Annotated in this window: 15 protein-coding genes and 1 riboswitch; of the genes, 12 read left to right on the top strand and 3 right to left on the bottom strand. The window is 69.6% G+C overall.

Features of this window, described 5'->3' with window-relative positions:
• Nucleotides 1-29: 29 nt before the first annotated feature.
• The 3 genes from ACIQD6_RS03590 (at nucleotide 30) to mctP (ending at nucleotide 2,922) form a co-directional block, all read left to right on the top strand.
• The gene (locus ACIQD6_RS03590) at nucleotides 30-803 is read left to right on the top strand and encodes a GntR family transcriptional regulator (protein WP_401878108.1); all 774 of its coding nucleotides are present in this window, start codon (nucleotides 30-32) and stop codon (nucleotides 801-803) included.
• A gap of 278 nt (nucleotides 804-1,081) precedes the next feature.
• Entirely contained in the window at nucleotides 1,082-1,294 is a 213-nt protein-coding gene (locus tag ACIQD6_RS03585) for a DUF3311 domain-containing protein (protein WP_401877548.1), read from the top strand.
• Nucleotides 1,291-2,922, top strand: a complete 1,632-nt coding sequence (gene mctP / locus ACIQD6_RS03580; RefSeq protein ID WP_401877546.1) for a monocarboxylate uptake permease MctP — start codon at nucleotides 1,291-1,293, stop codon at nucleotides 2,920-2,922. The genes ACIQD6_RS03585 and mctP overlap by 4 nt, the downstream gene beginning before the upstream one ends.
• Before the next feature lie 73 nt (nucleotides 2,923-2,995).
• Here mctP and ACIQD6_RS03575 read toward each other — a convergent pair whose 3' ends face one another.
• Nucleotides 2,996-3,580, bottom strand: coding sequence for a Uma2 family endonuclease (locus ACIQD6_RS03575; RefSeq protein ID WP_401877544.1), 585 nt, complete (start codon nucleotides 3,578-3,580; stop codon nucleotides 2,996-2,998).
• A gap of 92 nt (nucleotides 3,581-3,672) precedes the next feature.
• Nucleotides 3,673-3,815, top strand: a riboswitch (cobalamin riboswitch).
• A 145-nt stretch (nucleotides 3,816-3,960) separates the two neighbouring features.
• On the opposite strand from ACIQD6_RS03575, the gene ACIQD6_RS03570 reads away from it, so the two are divergent.
• The 3 genes from ACIQD6_RS03570 to ACIQD6_RS03560 all read left to right on the top strand — a co-directional run bounded on the left by ACIQD6_RS03570 (nucleotide 3,961) and on the right by ACIQD6_RS03560 (nucleotide 8,213).
• Nucleotides 3,961-6,432: a ribonucleoside-diphosphate reductase subunit alpha gene (locus ACIQD6_RS03570; protein WP_401877542.1), complete on the top strand. Its 2,472-nt coding sequence runs from the start codon at nucleotides 3,961-3,963 to the stop codon at nucleotides 6,430-6,432.
• Nucleotides 6,432-7,469, top strand: a complete 1,038-nt coding sequence (locus ACIQD6_RS03565) for a ribonucleotide-diphosphate reductase subunit beta (protein WP_401877540.1) — start codon at nucleotides 6,432-6,434, stop codon at nucleotides 7,467-7,469. The genes ACIQD6_RS03570 and ACIQD6_RS03565 overlap by 1 nt, the downstream gene beginning before the upstream one ends.
• Before the next feature lie 147 nt (nucleotides 7,470-7,616).
• The gene (locus tag ACIQD6_RS03560) at nucleotides 7,617-8,213 is read left to right on the top strand and encodes a hypothetical protein (RefSeq protein WP_401877538.1); all 597 of its coding nucleotides are present in this window, start codon (nucleotides 7,617-7,619) and stop codon (nucleotides 8,211-8,213) included.
• Nucleotides 8,214-8,315: 102 nt separating this feature from the next.
• Here ACIQD6_RS03560 and ACIQD6_RS03555 read toward each other — a convergent pair whose 3' ends face one another.
• Nucleotides 8,316-8,822 (bottom strand): ATP-binding protein, encoded by a 507-nt coding sequence (locus ACIQD6_RS03555; RefSeq protein ID WP_401877536.1) that lies wholly within the window; start codon nucleotides 8,820-8,822, stop codon nucleotides 8,316-8,318.
• A gap of 177 nt (nucleotides 8,823-8,999) precedes the next feature.
• On the opposite strand from ACIQD6_RS03555, the gene ACIQD6_RS03550 reads away from it, so the two are divergent.
• The 4 genes from ACIQD6_RS03550 to ACIQD6_RS03535 all read left to right on the top strand — a co-directional run bounded on the left by ACIQD6_RS03550 (nucleotide 9,000) and on the right by ACIQD6_RS03535 (nucleotide 11,795).
• Nucleotides 9,000-9,839, top strand: coding sequence for a Scr1 family TA system antitoxin-like transcriptional regulator (locus tag ACIQD6_RS03550; protein WP_401877534.1), 840 nt, complete (start codon nucleotides 9,000-9,002; stop codon nucleotides 9,837-9,839).
• The gene (locus ACIQD6_RS03545) at nucleotides 9,836-10,111 is read left to right on the top strand and encodes a DUF397 domain-containing protein (RefSeq protein WP_401877532.1); all 276 of its coding nucleotides are present in this window, start codon (nucleotides 9,836-9,838) and stop codon (nucleotides 10,109-10,111) included. The genes ACIQD6_RS03550 and ACIQD6_RS03545 overlap by 4 nt, the downstream gene beginning before the upstream one ends.
• A 90-nt stretch (nucleotides 10,112-10,201) precedes the next feature.
• Nucleotides 10,202-10,672, top strand: a complete 471-nt coding sequence (locus ACIQD6_RS03540; protein ID WP_401877530.1) for a DUF2809 domain-containing protein — start codon at nucleotides 10,202-10,204, stop codon at nucleotides 10,670-10,672.
• Nucleotides 10,673-10,829: 157 nt separating this feature from the next.
• Nucleotides 10,830-11,795 (top strand): helix-turn-helix domain-containing protein, encoded by a 966-nt coding sequence (locus ACIQD6_RS03535; protein WP_401877529.1) that lies wholly within the window; start codon nucleotides 10,830-10,832, stop codon nucleotides 11,793-11,795.
• 71 nt (nucleotides 11,796-11,866) lie between these two features.
• Here ACIQD6_RS03535 and ACIQD6_RS03530 read toward each other — a convergent pair whose 3' ends face one another.
• Entirely contained in the window at nucleotides 11,867-12,727 is an 861-nt protein-coding gene (locus tag ACIQD6_RS03530; protein WP_401878106.1) for an MBL fold metallo-hydrolase, read from the bottom strand.
• 433 nt (nucleotides 12,728-13,160) lie between these two features.
• On the opposite strand from ACIQD6_RS03530, the gene ACIQD6_RS03525 reads away from it, so the two are divergent.
• Nucleotides 13,161-15,968 carry an ATP-binding protein gene (locus ACIQD6_RS03525; protein ID WP_401877527.1) on the top strand — a complete coding sequence of 936 codons (2,808 nt, stop codon included), beginning with the start codon at nucleotides 13,161-13,163 and terminating at the stop codon, nucleotides 15,966-15,968.
• Nucleotides 15,969-16,082: 114 nt separating this feature from the next.
• Nucleotides 16,083-18,080, top strand: coding sequence for a transglycosylase domain-containing protein (locus ACIQD6_RS03520; protein WP_401877525.1), 1,998 nt, complete (start codon nucleotides 16,083-16,085; stop codon nucleotides 18,078-18,080).
• Nucleotides 18,081-18,090 lie beyond the last annotated feature (10 nt).

Below are 18,090 nucleotides of genomic sequence, written 5' to 3'. Positions count from 1 at the left end.
CAGCAGCGCAGGAGTCGGGAAGGCAGGCCATGGCCACGGACGGGGGCGGTACTCGCGGCACGGAGACCGACGGCGGACCCCTCACCCGCACCGCACGCGTGCCCAAGTACTACCGCCTGAAGCGGCACTTGCTCGATATGACGGAGACGCTGCCGCCCGGTACGCCGGTGCCTCCCGAGCGTACCCTCGCCTCCGAGTTCGACACCTCGCGCACCACCGTGCGCCAGGCCCTCCAGGAGCTGGTCGTCGAGGGCCGCCTCGAACGCATCCAGGGCAAGGGCACCTTCGTCGCCAAACCCAAGGTCTCCCAGGCCCTCCAGCTGACCTCGTACACCGAGGACATGCGGGCCCAGGGCCTGGAGCCGACCTCGCAGCTGCTGGACATCGGCTATGTCACCGCCGACGACTCGCTCGCCGGTCTGCTCGACATCAGCACGGGCGGGCGCGTGCTGCGGATCGAGCGGCTGCGGCTGGCCAGCGGCGAACCGATGGCCATCGAGACCACGCACCTGTCGGCGAAACGCTTCCCCGCGCTGCGCCGTTCGCTGGTCAAGTACACGTCCCTCTATACGGCGTTGGCCGAGGTGTACGACGTGCGTCTGGCCGAGGCCGAGGAGACGATCGAGACCTCGCTGGCCACTCCGCGTGAGGCCGGGCTGCTCGGTACGGACGTGGGCCTGCCGATGCTGATGCTCTCGCGGCACTCGCTGGACGGCGCCGGTGAGCCGGTGGAGTGGGTACGGTCGGTGTACCGCGGCGACCGCTACAAGTTCGTGGCGCGGCTGAAGCGCCCGGCTCGCTGACGCATATCGGTACGGCGGCGTAATCGGCACAGCGGCATAACGGGTGAGCGACCAGGAACCGGGCCTCGGGGGCCCGGTTCCGGCCGTTCCGCCGGCCCCGCGTACATACCGTTGTCGTACCGATATGCGGACCGGGGGTGACGGTGGCCGAATCTCTCGCCTAGATTTCCAGCGCGTCACAACGTGACGATCAATGGCGATCAATAGGGCGATCACGAGGGGACGGAGCCGCCGTGTCAGAAGTCCGTGAAGAGAAACGGCCACCCACGGTCACACCGATGCGAGTGGTGATCGGTCTCTGCCTCCTCGCGCCATTCGTGGCGATGCTCTGGGTGGGTTCGTACGCGAAGATCGATCCGACCTTTATCGGCATCCCGTTCTTCTACTGGTACCAGATGCTCTGGGTCCTGATCTCGACCGCGCTGACCATGACGGCGTTCCAGCTGTGGAAGCGTGACCAGCGCTCCCGCAAGGGAGGTGCGTCGCGATGAACGACGGCGTGAACGGCGTGGCACTCGCCGTCTTCATCTTCTTCTTCGTGGCCGTCACGGCCATGGGCTTCCTGGCCGCGCGGTGGCGCAAGGCCGAGAACGAGAACAGCCTCGACGAATGGGGCCTGGGCGGCCGGTCGTTCGGCACCTGGGTCACCTGGTTCCTGCTCGGCGGCGACCTCTACACGGCGTACACCTTCGTGGCCGTCCCGGCGGCGATCTACGCGGCGGGCGCGGCCGGCTTCTTCGCCGTGCCGTACACCATCCTCGTCTACCCGCTGATCTTCACCTTCCTGCCCCGGCTCTGGTCGGTGTCGCACAAGCACGGGTACGTGACCACCTCGGACTTCGTCCGCGGCCGGTTCGGCTCGAAGGGGCTGTCGCTGGCGGTCGCCGTCACCGGCATCCTCGCCACGATGCCGTACATCGCGCTCCAGCTCGTCGGCATCCAGGCCGTACTGGACGTGATGGGCGTCGGCGGCGGCGAGACCACGCACTGGTTCATCAAGGACCTGCCGCTGCTGATCGCCTTCGGCGTGCTCGCCGCGTACACCTACTCGTCGGGGCTGCGGGCGCCCGCGCTGATCGCGTTCGTCAAGGACGGTCTGATCTACCTCGTGATCGTCGTCGCGATCATCTACATCCCGATCAAGCTGGGCGGCTTCGACGACATCTTCGCCAAGGCGGGCGAGGCGTTCTCGCAGGAGAACCCGGCGACCGGCCAGCCCAGGGGCGCCCTCACACCGGGCGAGGCCGGGCAGTGGGGCTACGCCACGCTGGCGCTCGGCTCCGCGCTGGCGCTCTTCATGTATCCGCACTCCATCACGGCGACGCTCTCCAGCCGCAGCCGCGAGGTGATCCGGCGCAACACCACGATCCTGCCGCTGTACTCCCTGATGCTGGGTCTGCTGGCGCTGCTCGGGTTCATGGCGATCGCCGCCGGGATCAAGGTGGACAACGGCCAGCTGGCGATCCCGCAGCTCTTCGAGAACATGTTCCCCGACTGGTTCGCGGGCGTGGCCTTCGCGGCCATCGGCATCGGCGCGCTGGTGCCCGCCGCGATCATGTCGATCGCCGCCGCGAACCTCTTCACCCGCAACATCTACAAGGACTTCATCAAACCGGACGCGACTCCGGCGCAGGAGACCAAGGTCTCGAAGCTGGTCTCGCTGCTGGTGAAGGTGGGCGCGCTGGCCTTCGTCCTGACCATGGACAAGACGGTGGCGATCAACTTCCAGCTGCTGGGCGGCATCTGGATCCTCCAGACGATGCCGGCGCTGGTCGGCGGCCTGTTCACCCGCTGGTTCCACCGCTGGGCGCTGCTCGGCGGCTGGGCGGTCGGCATGGTGTACGGCACGGCGGCGGCGTACGGCGTGGCCAGCCCCACGCAGAAGCACTTCGGCGGCTCGTCCGCCGAGATCCCCGGGCTCGGTGAGATCGGCTACATCGGCCTCACCGCGTTCGTCCTCAATGTGGTCGTCACGGTCGTGCTGACCTTCGTCCTGCGGGCGGCCAAGGCACCGGAGGGCATCGACGAGACGAGCCCGTCCGACTACACGGCGGACGCCGGTGACGCGGGCGTGCGGGTCGAGCTGCCGACCCCGACGGAGAGCGCCCCGACCCGCTGACCGTTCCGTACCGTACGACTCGGTGGGCCGCCGGACTGTTCCGGCGGCCCACTCGGCTGTCAGGACTCGGCTGTCAGCGCACCCAGTTCTTGAGCTGCTCGGTCTCCAGCGTGATGCCGACGGGATCGGGGAGAGTGATCTCCTTGCCGAACGGCACCGTGAGGACGATGCCGTACCGAGCCCCGGACGGCGCGCTGTGGACCGTCACCTGACGGTGCTCCCGGTCGATCAGCAGATACACCGGGATGCCGGTCCGGGCGTACGCGCGCGGCTTCTCCGCCCGGTGCCCGTGGTCGGTGCCGGAGTCGTACGTCGTCACCTCGACGGCCATCAAGACCGGCGCGGGATCTGCCCATTCGCCCTGGCCGACGAAGGCTTCACTCGGCGCGAGCGAGCCGTCGGGGCGGGCGCGGCCCTTCCGGCACTCCTGCACCTTGAGTCCTTGTTCGGGGTGGAGCCAGAGCTCGGGACGGGACTGCGTACAGATTCGCGTCAGCCACTGGATGATCCGTCCGTGGTCCCCGTCCGGCATCACCCTGCTCCTGACCCTCCCGTCGATGAGTTCGAGCCGGATGCCGCGCGTCGCGCGGGCGAGTATCCGGGTGGCCTCGTCGAACTCCTCGGAGAGGACCTGACTCTCGTAATCGATGGCCGTCATGGGGAGACCTCCTTGTCCTGACGACGATAGCGGGGCGGTGTGACAGTCAGTGACCGTGAGCTCACGACACAACATCTGGGGGGTGACACAGCAGCCACACCCCAGATGTATGCTCGACCTCGCTGTCACCGCAGGGGAATCCGGTGCGAATCCGGAACTGTCCCGCAACGGTGTGCTGTGGTGTGCTTTGTCATACCCGCGAGTCCGAACACCTGCTGACGGCGCATCCGGTTCGACCGATCCGGATGCCCAGACGTCCGGGCCTCGCGGTTGGGCCGGTGGACGCCGCGCGCCGCGCTGCCCGTTTCCGGGCCGTACGGTCGTGCCGCGACCCCCGTTTCCCTCCCGACGGCCCAGAGCCGAGCGAGGGAGAGCACCACGTGACCATCGCGCCAGCCGATCCGGCTTCAGGCCTTTCCGACATCTCCGAGGTCGCCGCGCAGGTGACCGACGGCCCCGGGACCGCGTTGCTGCGGACCCTGACGGACCTGACCGCCGATCTGCCGGACACCGACCCGGGCAGGGTCGCGGCCGCCGCGCTGCGCGGCCGTAACGCCCGGTCGGACGAGGCCGAGTTGCGGGGGCTCGCCACCGAGGCGGCCGCGGGGCTGATCTCCGAGGACCCGGCCTACTCCCGGCTCGCCGCCCGGCTGCTGACCCGCACCATCGCCGACGAGGCGGCGGGGCAGGGCGTGGTGTCGTTCTCCGGGTCCGTCGCGACGGGCCACCGCGAGGGCCTGATCGCGGACCGTACGGCCGCGTTCGTCACGCGCCACGCGGACCGTCTGGACCGGCTGATCGACCCGGCCGGGGACGACCGCTTCGGCTACTTCGGGCTGCGGACGCTCTACAGCCGCTATCTGCTCCGGCACCCGATCACCCGCCAGGTGATCGAGACCCCGCAGCACTTCATGCTGCGCGTCGCCGCCGGGCTGGCCGAGGAGCCGACGGACTCCGGCGCGGCGGACGCGGCACACAGCGCGAGCGTCCGCGCGCTGGACGAAGTCGCCGCGCTGTACCGGCTGATGAGCCGCCTGGACTACCTGCCGTCCTCGCCGACGCTCTTCAACTCCGGTACGCGCCACCCGCAGATGTCGTCCTGCTATCTGCTGGACTCCCCGCTGGACGAGCTGGACTCCATCTACGACCGCTACCACCAGGTGGCGCGGCTCTCGAAGCACGCGGGCGGCATCGGCCTCCCGTACTCCCGTATCCGCTCGCGCGGTTCACTGATCCGGGGCACGAACGGGCACTCCAACGGCATCGTGCCGTTCCTGCGCACCCTCGACTCCTCGGTCGCGGCCGTCAACCAGGGCGGCCGGCGCAAGGGCGCGGCCTGTGTCTACCTGGAGACCTGGCACGCGGACCTGGAGGAGTTCCTGGAGCTGCGGGACAACACCGGTGAGGAAGCCCGCCGTACACACAATCTGAACCTCGCGCACTGGATCCCCGACGAGTTCATGCGCCGGGTCGAGGCGGACGGCGTCTGGTCGCTGTTCTCGCCCGCCGATGTGCCGGAGCTGGTCGACCTGTGGGGCGACGAGTTCGACGCGAGGTACCGCGAGGCGGAGGCGGCCGGTCTGGCCCGGAAGGCCATCCCCGCCCGGGAGTTGTACGGCCGGATGATGCGTACGCTCGCCCAGACCGGCAACGGCTGGATGACCTTCAAGGACGCCTCGAACCGTACGGCCAACCAGACCGCCGAGCCCGGCCACACCGTCCACTCCTCCAATCTCTGCACGGAGATCCTGGAGGTCACGGACGACGGCGAGACGGCCGTCTGCAACCTCGGGTCGGTCAACCTCGGCGCGTTCGTGGACGCGGCCACCGGCGAGATCGACTGGGAGCGGCTCGACGAGACCGTGGTCACCGCCGTGACCTTCCTCGACCGGGTCGTCGACATCAATTTCTACCCGACCGAGCAGGCCGGCAACTCCAACGCGAAATGGCGTCCGGTGGGCCTGGGCGCGATGGGCCTCCAGGACGTCTTCTTCAAGAAGCGGCTGGCCTTCGACTCCCCCGAGGCCGCCGCGCTCTCCACCCGGATCGCCGAGCGGATCATGCTCGCCGCGTACGAGGCGTCCTGCGGCCTCGCCGAGCGGTCGGGACCGCTGCCCGCCTGGTCGAAGACGCGCGCCGCGCGCGGGGTGCTGCACCCCGACCACTACGACGTGGAGCTGAACTGGCCGGAGCGCTGGGCCGCGCTGCGCGCCCGGATCGCGACGACGGGCATGCGCAACTCCCTGCTCCTGGCGATCGCCCCGACGGCGACGATCGCCTCGATCGCGGGCGTGTACGAGTGCATCGAGCCGCAGGTCTCCAACCTCTTCAAGCGCGAGACGCTCTCCGGGGAGTTCCTCCAGGTCAACTCGTACCTGGTGCAGGACCTGAAGAGGCTCGGCATCTGGGACGGACCGACGCGTGAGGCGCTGCGCGAGTCCAACGGCTCGGTGGCGGACCTGCCCCGGGTCCCGGCGGAGATCCGGGACCTGTACCGCACGGCGTGGGAGATCCCGCAGCGCGCCCTGATCGACATGGCCGCGGCCCGTACGCCGTTCCTCGACCAGAGCCAGTCGCTGAACCTGTTCCTGGAGACGCCGACCATCGGGAAGCTCAGCTCGATGTACGCGTACGCCTGGAAGAAGGGGCTGAAGACGACGTACTACCTGCGCTCGCGCCCGGCGACGCGGATCGCGAGGGCAGCCGGGTCGCAGGCGGCTGGGTCGCAGGCGTCGAAGGCGGCGCCCTCACCCGCGTCCGCCCCCGTACCCGTACCCGCGCAGGTGACGCCTGATGACGAGGCGATCGCCTGCTCCCTGGAAAACCCCGAGTCCTGCGAGGCCTGCCAGTAATGACCACCGACCCGACAGACGCGACCGTGACAACCGAGAAGAACCTGCTCGACCCGGGCTTCGAACTGACCCTGCGCCCCATGCGCTACCCGGACTTCTACGAGCGCTACCGCGACGCGATCAAGAACACCTGGACGGTGGAGGAGGTCGACCTGCACTCCGACGTCACCGACCTCGCCAAGCTCTCCCCCGGTGAGCAGCACATGATCGGCCGGCTGGTCGCGTTCTTCGCGACGGGCGACTCGATCGTGTCGAACAACCTGGTGCTGACGCTCTACAAGCACATCAACTCCCCCGAGGCGCGGCTGTATCTCTCCCGCCAGCTCTTCGAGGAAGCGGTGCACGTCCAGTTCTATCTGACGCTGCTGGACACGTATCTGCCCGATCCCGGGGACCGCGCGGCGGCCTTCGACGCGGTGGAGGAGATCCCGTCGATCCGCGAGAAGGCGCAGTTCTGCTTCCGGTGGATGGACTCGGTCGAGACGATCGACCGGCTGGAGTCGAAGGCGGACCGCCGGCGCTTCCTGCTGAACCTGATCTGCTTCGCGGCCTGCATCGAGGGCCTGTTCTTCTACGGCGCCTTCGCTTACGTCTACTGGTTCCGCTCGCGCGGCCTGCTGCACGGTCTGGCCACCGGTACGAACTGGGTCTTCCGCGACGAGACCATGCACATGAACTTCGCCTTCGAGGTCGTGGACACGGTCCGCAAGGAGGAGCCGGAGCTGTTCGACGACGCCCTCCAGCAGCAGGTCACGGACATGCTGAAGGAGGCGGTGGAGGCGGAGCTCCAGTTCGGCCGCGACCTGTGCGGCGAGGGCCTGCCGGGCATGAACACGGAGTCGATGCGCCAGTACCTGGAGTGCGTCGCCGACCAGCGCCTCGATCGGCTGGGCTTCCCCACGGTGTACGGCTCGGAGAACCCGTTCTCCTTCATGGAGCTCCAGGGCGTCCAGGAGCTGACGAACTTCTTCGAGCGCCGCCCGTCGGCGTACCAGGTAGCGGTGGAGGGCACGGTCGGCTTCGACGACGAGTTCTGAGTCCCGCCGATCCCGCCGGATCCCGCCGGATCCCGCCACCCGAACTCGCCGGAAAAGCAGGCAACCTCCTTGCCACACCAGGCTGTTCAAGCTCATGAGATCCACTCGATCTTGTGAACTCGATCAACTCGATCAATGGGAGCAAGCATGCGGAGATTCGGAACCACGCTGGCGGTGCTCGTGCTGGCGGGAGCCGGAACGGCGGGAGCGATGGGCACGGCGCAGGCCGACTCGGCCACGTCGGCGTCGGCGTCGACTTCGGCGGCGTGTGAGACCGGTTGGGGAAGCGCGGAGAAGCTCGTGCGCCCGTCGGAGAACTACAAGCCGCCGCTGACGAACGTCAAGACCAGCCGGCACGAGTGCTTCGACCGCATGGTCTTCGACTTCAGGGGCGGCTCGGCGGAGGGGGCGCTCGGTTACCGCGTCAAGTATGTCGACAAGCTGACAGTGCCCGGTTCGCCGGACCTGCCCCCGCTGTCCGGCGGGGCGACACTTCAGGTCGCCGTGGGCCCGAACTTCGACCCGTCGACGGGCTCGGATTCGTACCCGGCGCAGCACGGGAGGCCGCTGCCCGGAGTGGACGTCACGGGCTACGACACGTTCAAGGACACCCGCTACATCGATGCCCTTGAGGACGACGTGCTGGTAGGGGTCGGCGTGCGCGCGCGGCTGCCGTTCCGGGTGACGCAGTCGGGCGGCCAGCTGATCGTCGACGTCGCGCACTCCTGGAACGCGACCTCCTGATACGCGCGTTCCTGTTTCCCCTCTCCTGTACCGGAATTCCCACGTCACGGGAATTCCGGTACGGGAGACGGGTACGGGAGACGGGGCCGCCGCCTGCTTCTCTCATACGGTCCCTGCTTCCGCGTCCACTTCGGCCCAGACGGTCTTGGTCCGCGCGTCGCGAAGGGCCCAGCCCCAACGGTCCGCGTAGGCGGCGACAAGAAGCAGGCCGCGCCCGTGGGTCGAGTCCGGCGGAGGCGGCGCCGACACACCGGGTGCGCGCGGAAAACGGTCGGGTCGGGTGTCGATGACCTCCACCCGTACGGCGGCGCAGGTGAGAGTCAAACGCAGCTCGAAGTCCCGCCCAGGCGTACGGCCATGAGTCACGGCGTTCGCGGCCAGCTCCGCGACGATGGCGACGACCACGGCGGAAACTGAGCCGGTACGCGGAATCCCCCACTCTTCGAGCTGCTGCCCGGCGAGCAACCGAGCCAGGCGGGCACCCCGGTGGCTGGAGCTGAGCTTGACCCGGGAGGGCGGATACAGCGGCGAACGCGGCGGCGGGGCGACAAGTTCGGCGGGGGCAGCCGGGCCGGTGGAGACGGCGGCGGGGGGAATTTCCGACTTCATACGGTTACGGTCCCGTTGCGCGTATAGCGTGACCAGGGCGAACGACCGTACCGGCAGCCCGTGTACGGGCCGGGTCCCTGTTTGTACGGGTCACGTCCCGTGACGGCGCCGAAGCGTCGGGCGTTGCCCTGAGAAGAGCATTTCGCGCATCGGCACACACGTTGGGGTGTGAGGCGTATGGGAACCAGCCGTCAGAAGAAGCAGCGGCCCAAGGACGACGACCGACCTGGCATCTGGGTCGGCTACGGCAAACTGGTCAAGCTCCACCGCGAGCGGGCCGGACTGACGCAACAGCAACTGGCCGAGGCAGTGGGCTACTCGTACGAGCAGGTCGCCTCGATCGAGCAGGGCCGGAGGCCGGCGAAGTCCGCGTTCACGGACTCGGCGGAGACCACGTTGAACGCGGGCGGGACGCTGGCGGTGTTGCAGGACGACGTGGACCTGGCCAAACTCCCCGCGTTCTTCCAGGACTTCGCCTTGATCGAGACGGAGGCGGTGAGCAGATACGACTTCGACCCCCTACTCATCCCCGGGCTGCTCCAGACAGAGGAGTACGCACGGGCACTGTTCTCGGCGCACTGCCCGCCCCTCAGCGAGGAGATCATTGAGCAGCATCTCGAAGCGAGGCTCAGTCGGCAGAAGTTGCTGACGCGCACACCCATGGTGGAGACATGCTTCATCATCGGCGAATCGGCCCTGACCAGCATGGTGGGCAGCGACGAAGTGATGAGGGGGCAGCGTCAACACCTTCTGACGCAGGGGGCGAAGCGCAACGTCGAGATCCAGGTCATGCCTTCGGATCGTGGCTTCCACCCCGGTCTCAACGGACCTATGGTGATTCTGGAGACCCTGGAGCATCGCCGGGTGGGCTATATCGAGTCCCAGGACGTGGGATTGGTGATCACCGACGCCGCAAATGTCAGTGCCTTCGGGCTGCGCTATGGCAAGCTGCGGACACAGGCCCTGAACGCGGAGGAGTCCGCGCGTCTGATCGAGCGGGTGGCAGGAGAAGCATGAGCACTGAGCAGGTTGCAGCCGGGCCCGCCCAACTGCGCTGGTTCAAGAGCAGCTACAGCGGTTCAGGCGGCGGTAACTGCGTAGAGGTGGCCTGGTTCAAGAGCAGCTACAGCGGTTCGGACGGCGGAGACTGCGTAGAAGTCGCAGTCTCCCCCAGCACAGTCCACCTCCGCGACTCGAAGAACGCACAAGGCCCCGTACTCCAGGTCCCGGCCGACGGCTGGCGCGCATTCGTCTCGTACGCGAGCGGCCACGCAGACGTACCGGCCTGACCCCCTTCAGCGATGGCTTCGCCCGGTTCGGCCGGGCGCGACAAGACCGGGCACCCACCAGGCGCGTACCGCCGCATAGAGTTCACCCCCATGGGGACTCTCGCGCGTACGCGCCTGGTGGCGTGTGGTGCGGCCGTGCTGACCGTCGCCGCGGGCCTGGGGATCAGGGCGGTCGGGGTCGGCGACGTCGCCAAGTACGGCGGCGACGCGCTCTACACCGTGCTGGTCCATACGCTGGTCGTGCTGGCCGCTCCGCGGGTACGGCCCTTGACGGCCGCGGCGGGCGCACTGGCGTTCAGCTGCGCGGTCGAGTTGCTCCAGCTGACCGCCGTCCCGGCCGAGCTGGCCGCGCGGAGCGTGCTCGCGCGGCTGGTGCTCGGCTCGACCTTCAATGCGCCTGACCTGCTGTGGTACGCGGTCGGTGCGGCGTGCGCGGGGCTCGCGCACGCGGCGATGGCCCGGCGGCGGGCCGGTGGAGGTCCCCGGCGGCCGGCCGGGGATCTTCCGGTGGATCCGGGTGCTCGGCGCGGCGCAGTTGGCGGTCGATCGCCCGGTCCTTGAGGTGCCAGATCAGCGGCGGCAGACCCAGCAGGACGAACAGGGCGATAAGGGCGAGAACTGTCAGGAAGGTGTCCATGGCCCTACTGTCGCCGTTCCCCTCGCCGGAAAGCAGTGGCAGGACTGTCACCAACCATCGAATTACTGCCACACTGATTCCATGCTGACAAACGTGGCGGTTGTCCTTCTCGACGGTGTGCATCCCTTCGAACTCGGCGTGGTCTGCGAGGTCTTCGGACTCGACCGCAGCGAGCAGGGACTGCCCGTCATGGATTTCGCCGTGGTCTCCGCCGAGGGGCCGGTACTGCGGACCCATGCCGGGTTCACGATCAGTGATCTGCACGGCATGGAGCGGCTGGAGGAGGCCGATCTGATCGCCGTACCGGCGGGCGAGTCGTACATGAACCGCGACTTCCCGCCGGAGCTGCTGGACGCCCTGCGGCGCGCCGTCGACCGTGGCACACGCGTGTTCAGCGTGTGCTCCGGGGTCTTCGTGCTGGGCGCAGCCGGCCTGCTGGACGGGCGCCGGTGCGCCGGTCACTGGCGGCACGCGGCGGAGCTGGCCCGCGCCTTTCCGCGGACCGTCGTCGAGCCGGATGTGCTGTACGTGGACGAGGGCGCCGTCGTCACCTCGGCGGGCACCTCCGCCGGGATCGACGCCTGTCTGCACATCGTGCGCAAGGAACACGGCCCCGAGGTCGCCAACGCGATCGCCCGCCGCATGGTGGTCCCGCCGCACCGGGACGGCGGGCAGGCCCAGTTCATCGAGCGCCCGCTGCCCCGCGACCGCTGTGACACGGTCGGTGACGTCCTCGGCTGGATGGAGCGGCATCTGGACCGCGAGATGACCGTCGAGCAGCTGGCCGCGCGGGCGCACATGTCGCCGCGTACGTTCGCCCGCCGCTTCCAGCAGGAGACGGGGACCACGCCGTACCGCTGGCTGCTACGCCAACGAGTGCTGCTGGCACAGGAGTTGCTGGAGGGAACGGACGAGACGGTGGACAGCGTCGCGGGCCGGGCCGGCTTCGGGAACGCGGCGGGGCTGCGCCATCACTTCCTGCGGACGCTCGGGACGACCCCGAACACGTACCGCCGTACGTTCCGGGGTCCCTCGCACGCGGCGTGAGGCCCGGCCGGCCACCCACGCGGGCTCCCTGGGTGGACATGAGGTTTCTCTTCGCGTGGCGGGCGCCGGAATCAAGTCCGGGAGAAGGGCGCCCAGTTGGAGAGTTCGAAGCCGGAGCCGCGCCGGCGCAGTTCGAAGGCGCCGTGGCCGGGCAGGTGAGCCGGCAGCATGAGGGCGTTGTTGTCGGCCGCGTGGGCGAATATCCGCGCACGACTGGCGCGGGCACCGTCCTCGTCCTCCTCGAAGCAGCTGTTGATGTGCGGCTCGTGGACCTGGATCGCGCCGTGCAGCAGGTCTCCGGCGAAGATGGCGCGGTCGCCCGCGGACTCCAGGTGGATGATCGACGCGCCGGGTGTGTGCCCGGGGGTCAGTTCCAGGCGGAGGTGGGAGTCAATGGTGTACGACTCGTCCCAGACCTCCACCAGGCCGGCCTCGACGACCGGGGTGACGCTGTCCTCGTAGACGTTCTGGTTACCCCGCCCGAACACCGTGTTGTGGAGGTTCTCGGGCTTCCAGTACTCGAAGTCGCGCTGTGGCATGAGGTACGTGGCGTTGGGGAAGGTCGGCACCCAGTCCTTGCCCTCCAGCCGGGTGTTCCAGCCGACGTGGTCGTCGTGGAGATGGGTGTTGATGACCAGGTCGACATCCTCGGGCCGCACGCCGACGGCGGCGAGGTTCGCCAGGTAGTCGGTGTTCAGGTAGGACCAGATCGACTGGTACGGGCGGTACTTGCCGTTACCCGCGCCTGTGTCGACAAGGATGATCCTGCCCTCGCTGCGCAGTACCCAGGACTGGGTGGCGGCGCGGGTGAGGTCGGTCTCCGGATCCCAGTGGTGGGGCGCCAGCAGTTCGGTGTGGCGCTGCCACTCCTCGGGCTTGCTGTTGGGGAAGAAGACGTCCGTCGTCATCGGCGTCGTGTCGGAGAACTCCATGACGCGGTGGATCCGCACATCACCGAGCTCGATGGTGCTGACCGTCGGCGTCCCGGCGCCGTCCGGCCGCGCGCTCTGCCGGTTCACGGATTCATGGGAGGAAGGGGCGGACATGGTTCTCCTTCGAAGGTGTCGGACCAAGGCGTCGGACGAAGGCGTCGGACGAAGGCGTCGGACGCTTCCCAGCTTGGGATCGAGTACGGTCTCGGCGGTATCGGTCACCTGACTGCACTTGCCTGCGCGGGGCTGTGAGGCGCGGGGCTGTGAGGCGGTGGGCTGTGAGGCGGGGGGCTGTGAGGCGGGGGGCTGTGAGGCGGCGGGCACCCCGGCCGGCAGCGGCCGTCCGCCCGGACTGCCCTGGTAGCGTCGATATGCGGGATGTGGTCACCGGAGTCACCGGGTTCAGGAGAATTCCGCAGCGTCTGGAGATCTGGTGGACGAGCATGCGGCGGGAGCCTCCGCCGCCGAGGACGACATCCGCGCGGTCAGGCAAGCGGAACTGGACGAGCTCCTCGGAGCCGTCGACCCGGCGCGGCCCACGGGCGGACTGCTGACGGTGACGGGAGCTCCCGGAGCGGGCAAGACCACGCTGGTGGGACAGGCCGCGTTCCGCTTCGGCGCGGCGGGCGGCCGGGTGCTGAGAGCCGACAGCAGCCAGTCCGAGACCGACCTGGCGTTCTCGGGCCTCCACCAGCTTCTGCGGCCGGTCCGCCGGGACATCGGCAGACTGCCGCCCAGGCAGCGGAGGGCTCTGCACACCGCGTTCGGACTGGCCGAGCAGAGCGAGGCACCCGATCCGATGCTCATCGGGTCAGGCGTCCTCACCCTGTTGTCGGACCTCGCCGTCGACCGGCCCCTCATGCTGGTCGTCGACGACGCCCAGTGGACCGACCGCGCCTCGCTGGACGTGCTCTCCTTCGCGGCCCGCCGACTGGCCGACGAGCCGGTGACGATGCTGTTGGCCGCCCGCGACGGGGTACTACCGGATCTCGCGGCGCGGCAGCGGACCCTCGACCTGGGCCCACTGCCCCGGGACGCGGCGAACCGGCTGCTCGACCAGCAGCCGCGGGTGCCCGACGGGCTCACCCGCGAGCGGATCCTCGACCAGGCGGAGGGCAACCCCCTGGCCCTGGTGGAACTGGCGAGAGCCGCAGCGGAACACGCGCACACGATCGACACGATCCGCGGCACCGTCGGCCCGCTCCCGGTCACGGACCGACTGGAGCGGGTCTACGCGGACCGTCTGACAGCACTGCCGGCCGGGACCCGGCGCGCGGTGGTACGCCTGGCCACGGCGGACACCGAGGATCCCCCGCGCGCGGTGCTGTCCTGGCTCCCGGACATCGGCGACCCTGTGTGGGCGCCCGCCGAGGAAGCCGGACTCGTCCGCCGGACCGGGGGACGGCTGCGCTGCGGCCACGCCTTGTCGCGCATCGCGATCTACCAGGCGGCCCCGGCCGAAGAGCGCCGGGCGGCGCACCTGGAGCTGGCCGAGCTGTTCCGCGGGCAGGATCCCGACCGGTACGCCTGGCACCTCGCCGCCGCCACGTCCGGCCTGAGCGCGCGCGTGTCCGCCGAGCTGGAGAGCAGCGCGGACCGGGCGCGACACCGCAGCGGGTACGCGGCCGCCGCGCACCTGCTGGAACGCGCCGCCGATCTGCACCCCGACCGGGGCGAGAGCACCCGGCTGCTCGCCGCCGCCACCAGTACGGCGGTCTTGACCGGTCGGCTCCACTCCGTCGAGCGGCTGGCCGCCCGTACCCGCGCCGGCACGGACGATCCGACCGCCGCGGCGCTGGCGGCCCTCCACGTGGGACGGCTCATGACGCTGACCACCTCGCACAGCGCCGCGTTCGGACAGCTGACGCGTGCGGCCCTGGCGCTGGCGGACACCGCCCCCACGGCCGCCGTGGAGGCCCTGGCCGCGGCCGCCGTGGTCCGCTTCTACTCGGGCGACCCGTCCCAACTGCGGGAGATCGAACGTCTTCTGCCCGTCACGGCCACGTCCGATTCCGCGGCCCGACGGATCGGTGAGGAGGACGCTCTCCTGGTCGAGTGGGCCAGGGTCGTCGCGCGTCCCGAGGCGGCCGGCCGGGATCTGCCCCTGCGGCTGCCCGCTCTGGTCGCGGCGGCGGGGGACCGGCCGGAGACCCTGACGCTGCTCGCCGTCGCCGCCTGGCTGCTCGACGAGACGGATCTGGCCGTACGCGCCTTCGACACGGCCTTCACCTCATGGACGTCCCGGGGGCCGCTTCCCGACGGCCTGGGCGGGATCGCGGCCTGGGCCTATCTGGAGCACGGCAGGTGGGCCCGTGCCCAGGCGGCGTGCGCCGAACTCTCGGCCGTCGCGGCGTCCGCCGGTCTCGACCACGCCGCTGCCTGCGCCACGGCCACCGACGCGCTGCTGCGTGCCCTGCGAGGAGACCCGGCCGGAGCGCGTACGCAGGCCCGGCACGCTCTGTCGCTCGTCGACCCCCTGGAGAGCCGTTCGGTCCTGGTCACCGCCCACCGGGCGCTGGGAACCGCCGCCGCCGCGGAAGGCGATCCCGAAACGGCGTACCTCCACCACCGCGCGCTCTTCGACGGCCAGGGCGATCCCGTGCACTATCACCTCTCCTATCCGGCGCTGCCGGACCTCGCGTCGGCCGCGGCGCGCTGCGGCCGGCACGAGGAGGCGGCGCGGGCCGTGGACGCGGCCGAGCGCTCCCTCGCGGACGCGGGCCGCCTCGCTCCCCGCAGGGCGGCCCTGGTCCACCTGAGCCGGGCGATACTCGCCCCTCCCGACGAGGCCGAGCGCCACTTCACCCGGGCACTGGCGACTCCGGCACTCGCCCGGAGGCCTCTGGAGCGGGCGCAGGCGCTTCTGACGTACGGGGAGTGGCTGCGCCGCCGGCGCCGCATCGCCGAGGCGCGTCCTCCGCTGGCCGAGGCCGAGGCCGCTTTCCGGCGGCTGGGGGCTCGGCCCTGGGTGGTGCGAGCCCAGGCCGAGCTCCGGGCCGCCGGCGCCCACAGCGGCCCGGCGGAACCGGACGCGTTCGCCGTCCTCACGCCCCAACAGCAGCAGATCGTACGGCTCGCGGCTCTGGGCCTGACCAACCGTGAGGTGGCGGAGAAGCTGTATCTGTCTCCCCGTACCGTCGCGTCGCACCTCTACCGGGCGTTCCCCAAGCTGGGCATCACCGTGCGCTCCCAGCTGAGAGATGTGGTCGAGGCCGTCAACACCGATACCGCTTCCGGCTGATCCGCGCGATTCCACGGAGAACGACAACCTCATCCGGCCGCCAGGACGTCTGGTGTGTGTCCGCACCGCGGTTCGCGGTGGTTCATGCCCCCAGGAGAGGTCCAGGTCCGCACCATGAGGCTGCCCCCCACACCCCGGCTTCGTCGCATCGGCTCCCGCAGGAAAGGCCAGAGCCAGGGCCAGAAGGGCCGGAAAGGCCGGACGGGCCGTCGGCGCTGGGTGCCGTCCTGGAAGCTGGTCTCCGGTCTCGCCGTCCTGACCGTCGGCTCCGTCGCGGGCGCGTTCGCCGTCGTCTATCAGATGGTCGACATACCGGGCGAGAACGTCGATGCCCGCCGCCAGGCCACCGTCTACTACTGGGCCGACGGCAGCCGCATGGTGAGCGTGGGCGATGTGAACAGGCAGGACGTCGCGCTCGACCAGGTGCCCGACGCCGTGGAGCGCGCCGCCGTGGCGGCCGAGAACGCCGACTTCTACAGCGACTCGGGCGTCTCGGTGACGGGCATCGCCCGCGCCGTCGTCGCCATGTTCAAGGGCGGGGAAACCCAGGGTGGTTCGACCATCACCCAGCAGTACGTGAAGAACACCTACCTGAGCCAGGACCAGACGGTCACCCGCAAGGGCAAGGAATTCGTCCTCGCGCTCAAGGTCAACAGCCGTATGAGCAAGGAGGACATCCTTCAGGGCTACCTCAACACCTCCTGGTTCGGCCGCGATTCGTACGGCATCCAGGCCGCTTCGTACGCGTACTACGGCATCCCCGCCGACGACCTGAATCCCAGCCAGGGCGCGTTCCTCGCCACGCTCCTCAAGGGCGCGGACAGCTACGATCCGGCGCTCGGCCCCGCCAACCGTGAACGAGCCGTGGACCGTTGGGAGTGGGTACTGGACCGTCAGGTCGAGACAGGCGTCATGAGCGCCCAGGAGCGCGCCACATACAAGGACTTCCCCGAGCCGAAGAAGCCCACCAAGCCGACCAGCCAGGCCGGGCAGATCGGCTATCTGATGGACATCACCAACAAGTACCTGAAGAGCCGCATCGGGCTCACCGGCAAGGAACTGGCCCTGGGCGGCTACCGCATCCACACGACCTTCGAGAAGGACAAGGTGGACGCCCTGGCCAAGGCGGTGGAGAAGGTACGCGCGGAGAAGCTCGACCCGGCGAAGCGTGAGGCGGACCGGCATGTGGAGGTGGGCGCGGCCTCGGTACGGCCGGAGGACGGCGCGATCGTCGCGGTCTACGGCGGTTCCGACGCCATCAAGCACTTCAGCAACAACGCGGACACCTCGGGCGTACCGGTGGGCTCGGCGTTCAAGCCGTTCGTGTACGCCGCCGCCCTGAAGCGCCAGGGGGCATTCCCCGCCAAAGCCGCCGAGCAGCGCGCGCGGGCGGGTACGAGCCTGGCCGTGTCCCTGCTGAAATCCGAGAACTCGCTGTACGTCCAGACGGGCAAGAAGCTCGGACTGGACAAGGTCAGGGACACGGCCATCGCCCTCGGGCTGCGGAAGGAGAGCATGGCGAAGCTGGAGCCGACCTTCTCCATCGGCACCTCGACACCCAGCGCGGTGCGCATGGCCGGTGCCTACACGACCTTCGTCAACGACGGCGAACGGCGCGACCCGTACTCGGTGACGAAGGTGGAGCGGAACGGCGTCGCGCTCGATGGCCTCGACCGGCCCGGGACCGTAAGGGCGTTGGATCCGGAAGTGGCCCAGGTCGTGTCCGAAGCGCTCCTCGGCGTGGGCCGGGACAGCATCGCCCGGCACGGCAAGTCGTGGTCCGACGCCTTCGTCCGGGCGGCGAAGACAGGTGTCAACGACCGGATGAAATCAGCCTGGTTCATCGGCACCACACCCGAACTGAGCACCGCCGTCACGATGTTCCGCACCAAGCCCGACACCCCGCAGCTGTTGGGCATGCAGGGTGTGGGCGGCGGCGACTCCGAACGGGGCGGTGTCTTCCCGCCCCTGATGTGGACCTACTACCAACTCGCCGTGGCACCCGACTCGTTGAAGAAGGCGTGGCCGTCACCCGTGCGGCCGGAGACGGCGTCTCCGGGACCGGTCCGGGAGGCGGTGACGGTGCCTCAGCCGTTCGAAACGACCTCGTAGCGCGGGGTAC

Source organism: Streptomyces sp. NPDC088400, assembly GCF_044753355.1.
In the GTDB taxonomy this organism is placed as follows: Bacteria; Actinomycetota; Actinomycetes; order Streptomycetales; family Streptomycetaceae; genus Streptomyces.
This window is presented reverse-complemented; position numbering and strand designations above follow the sequence as displayed.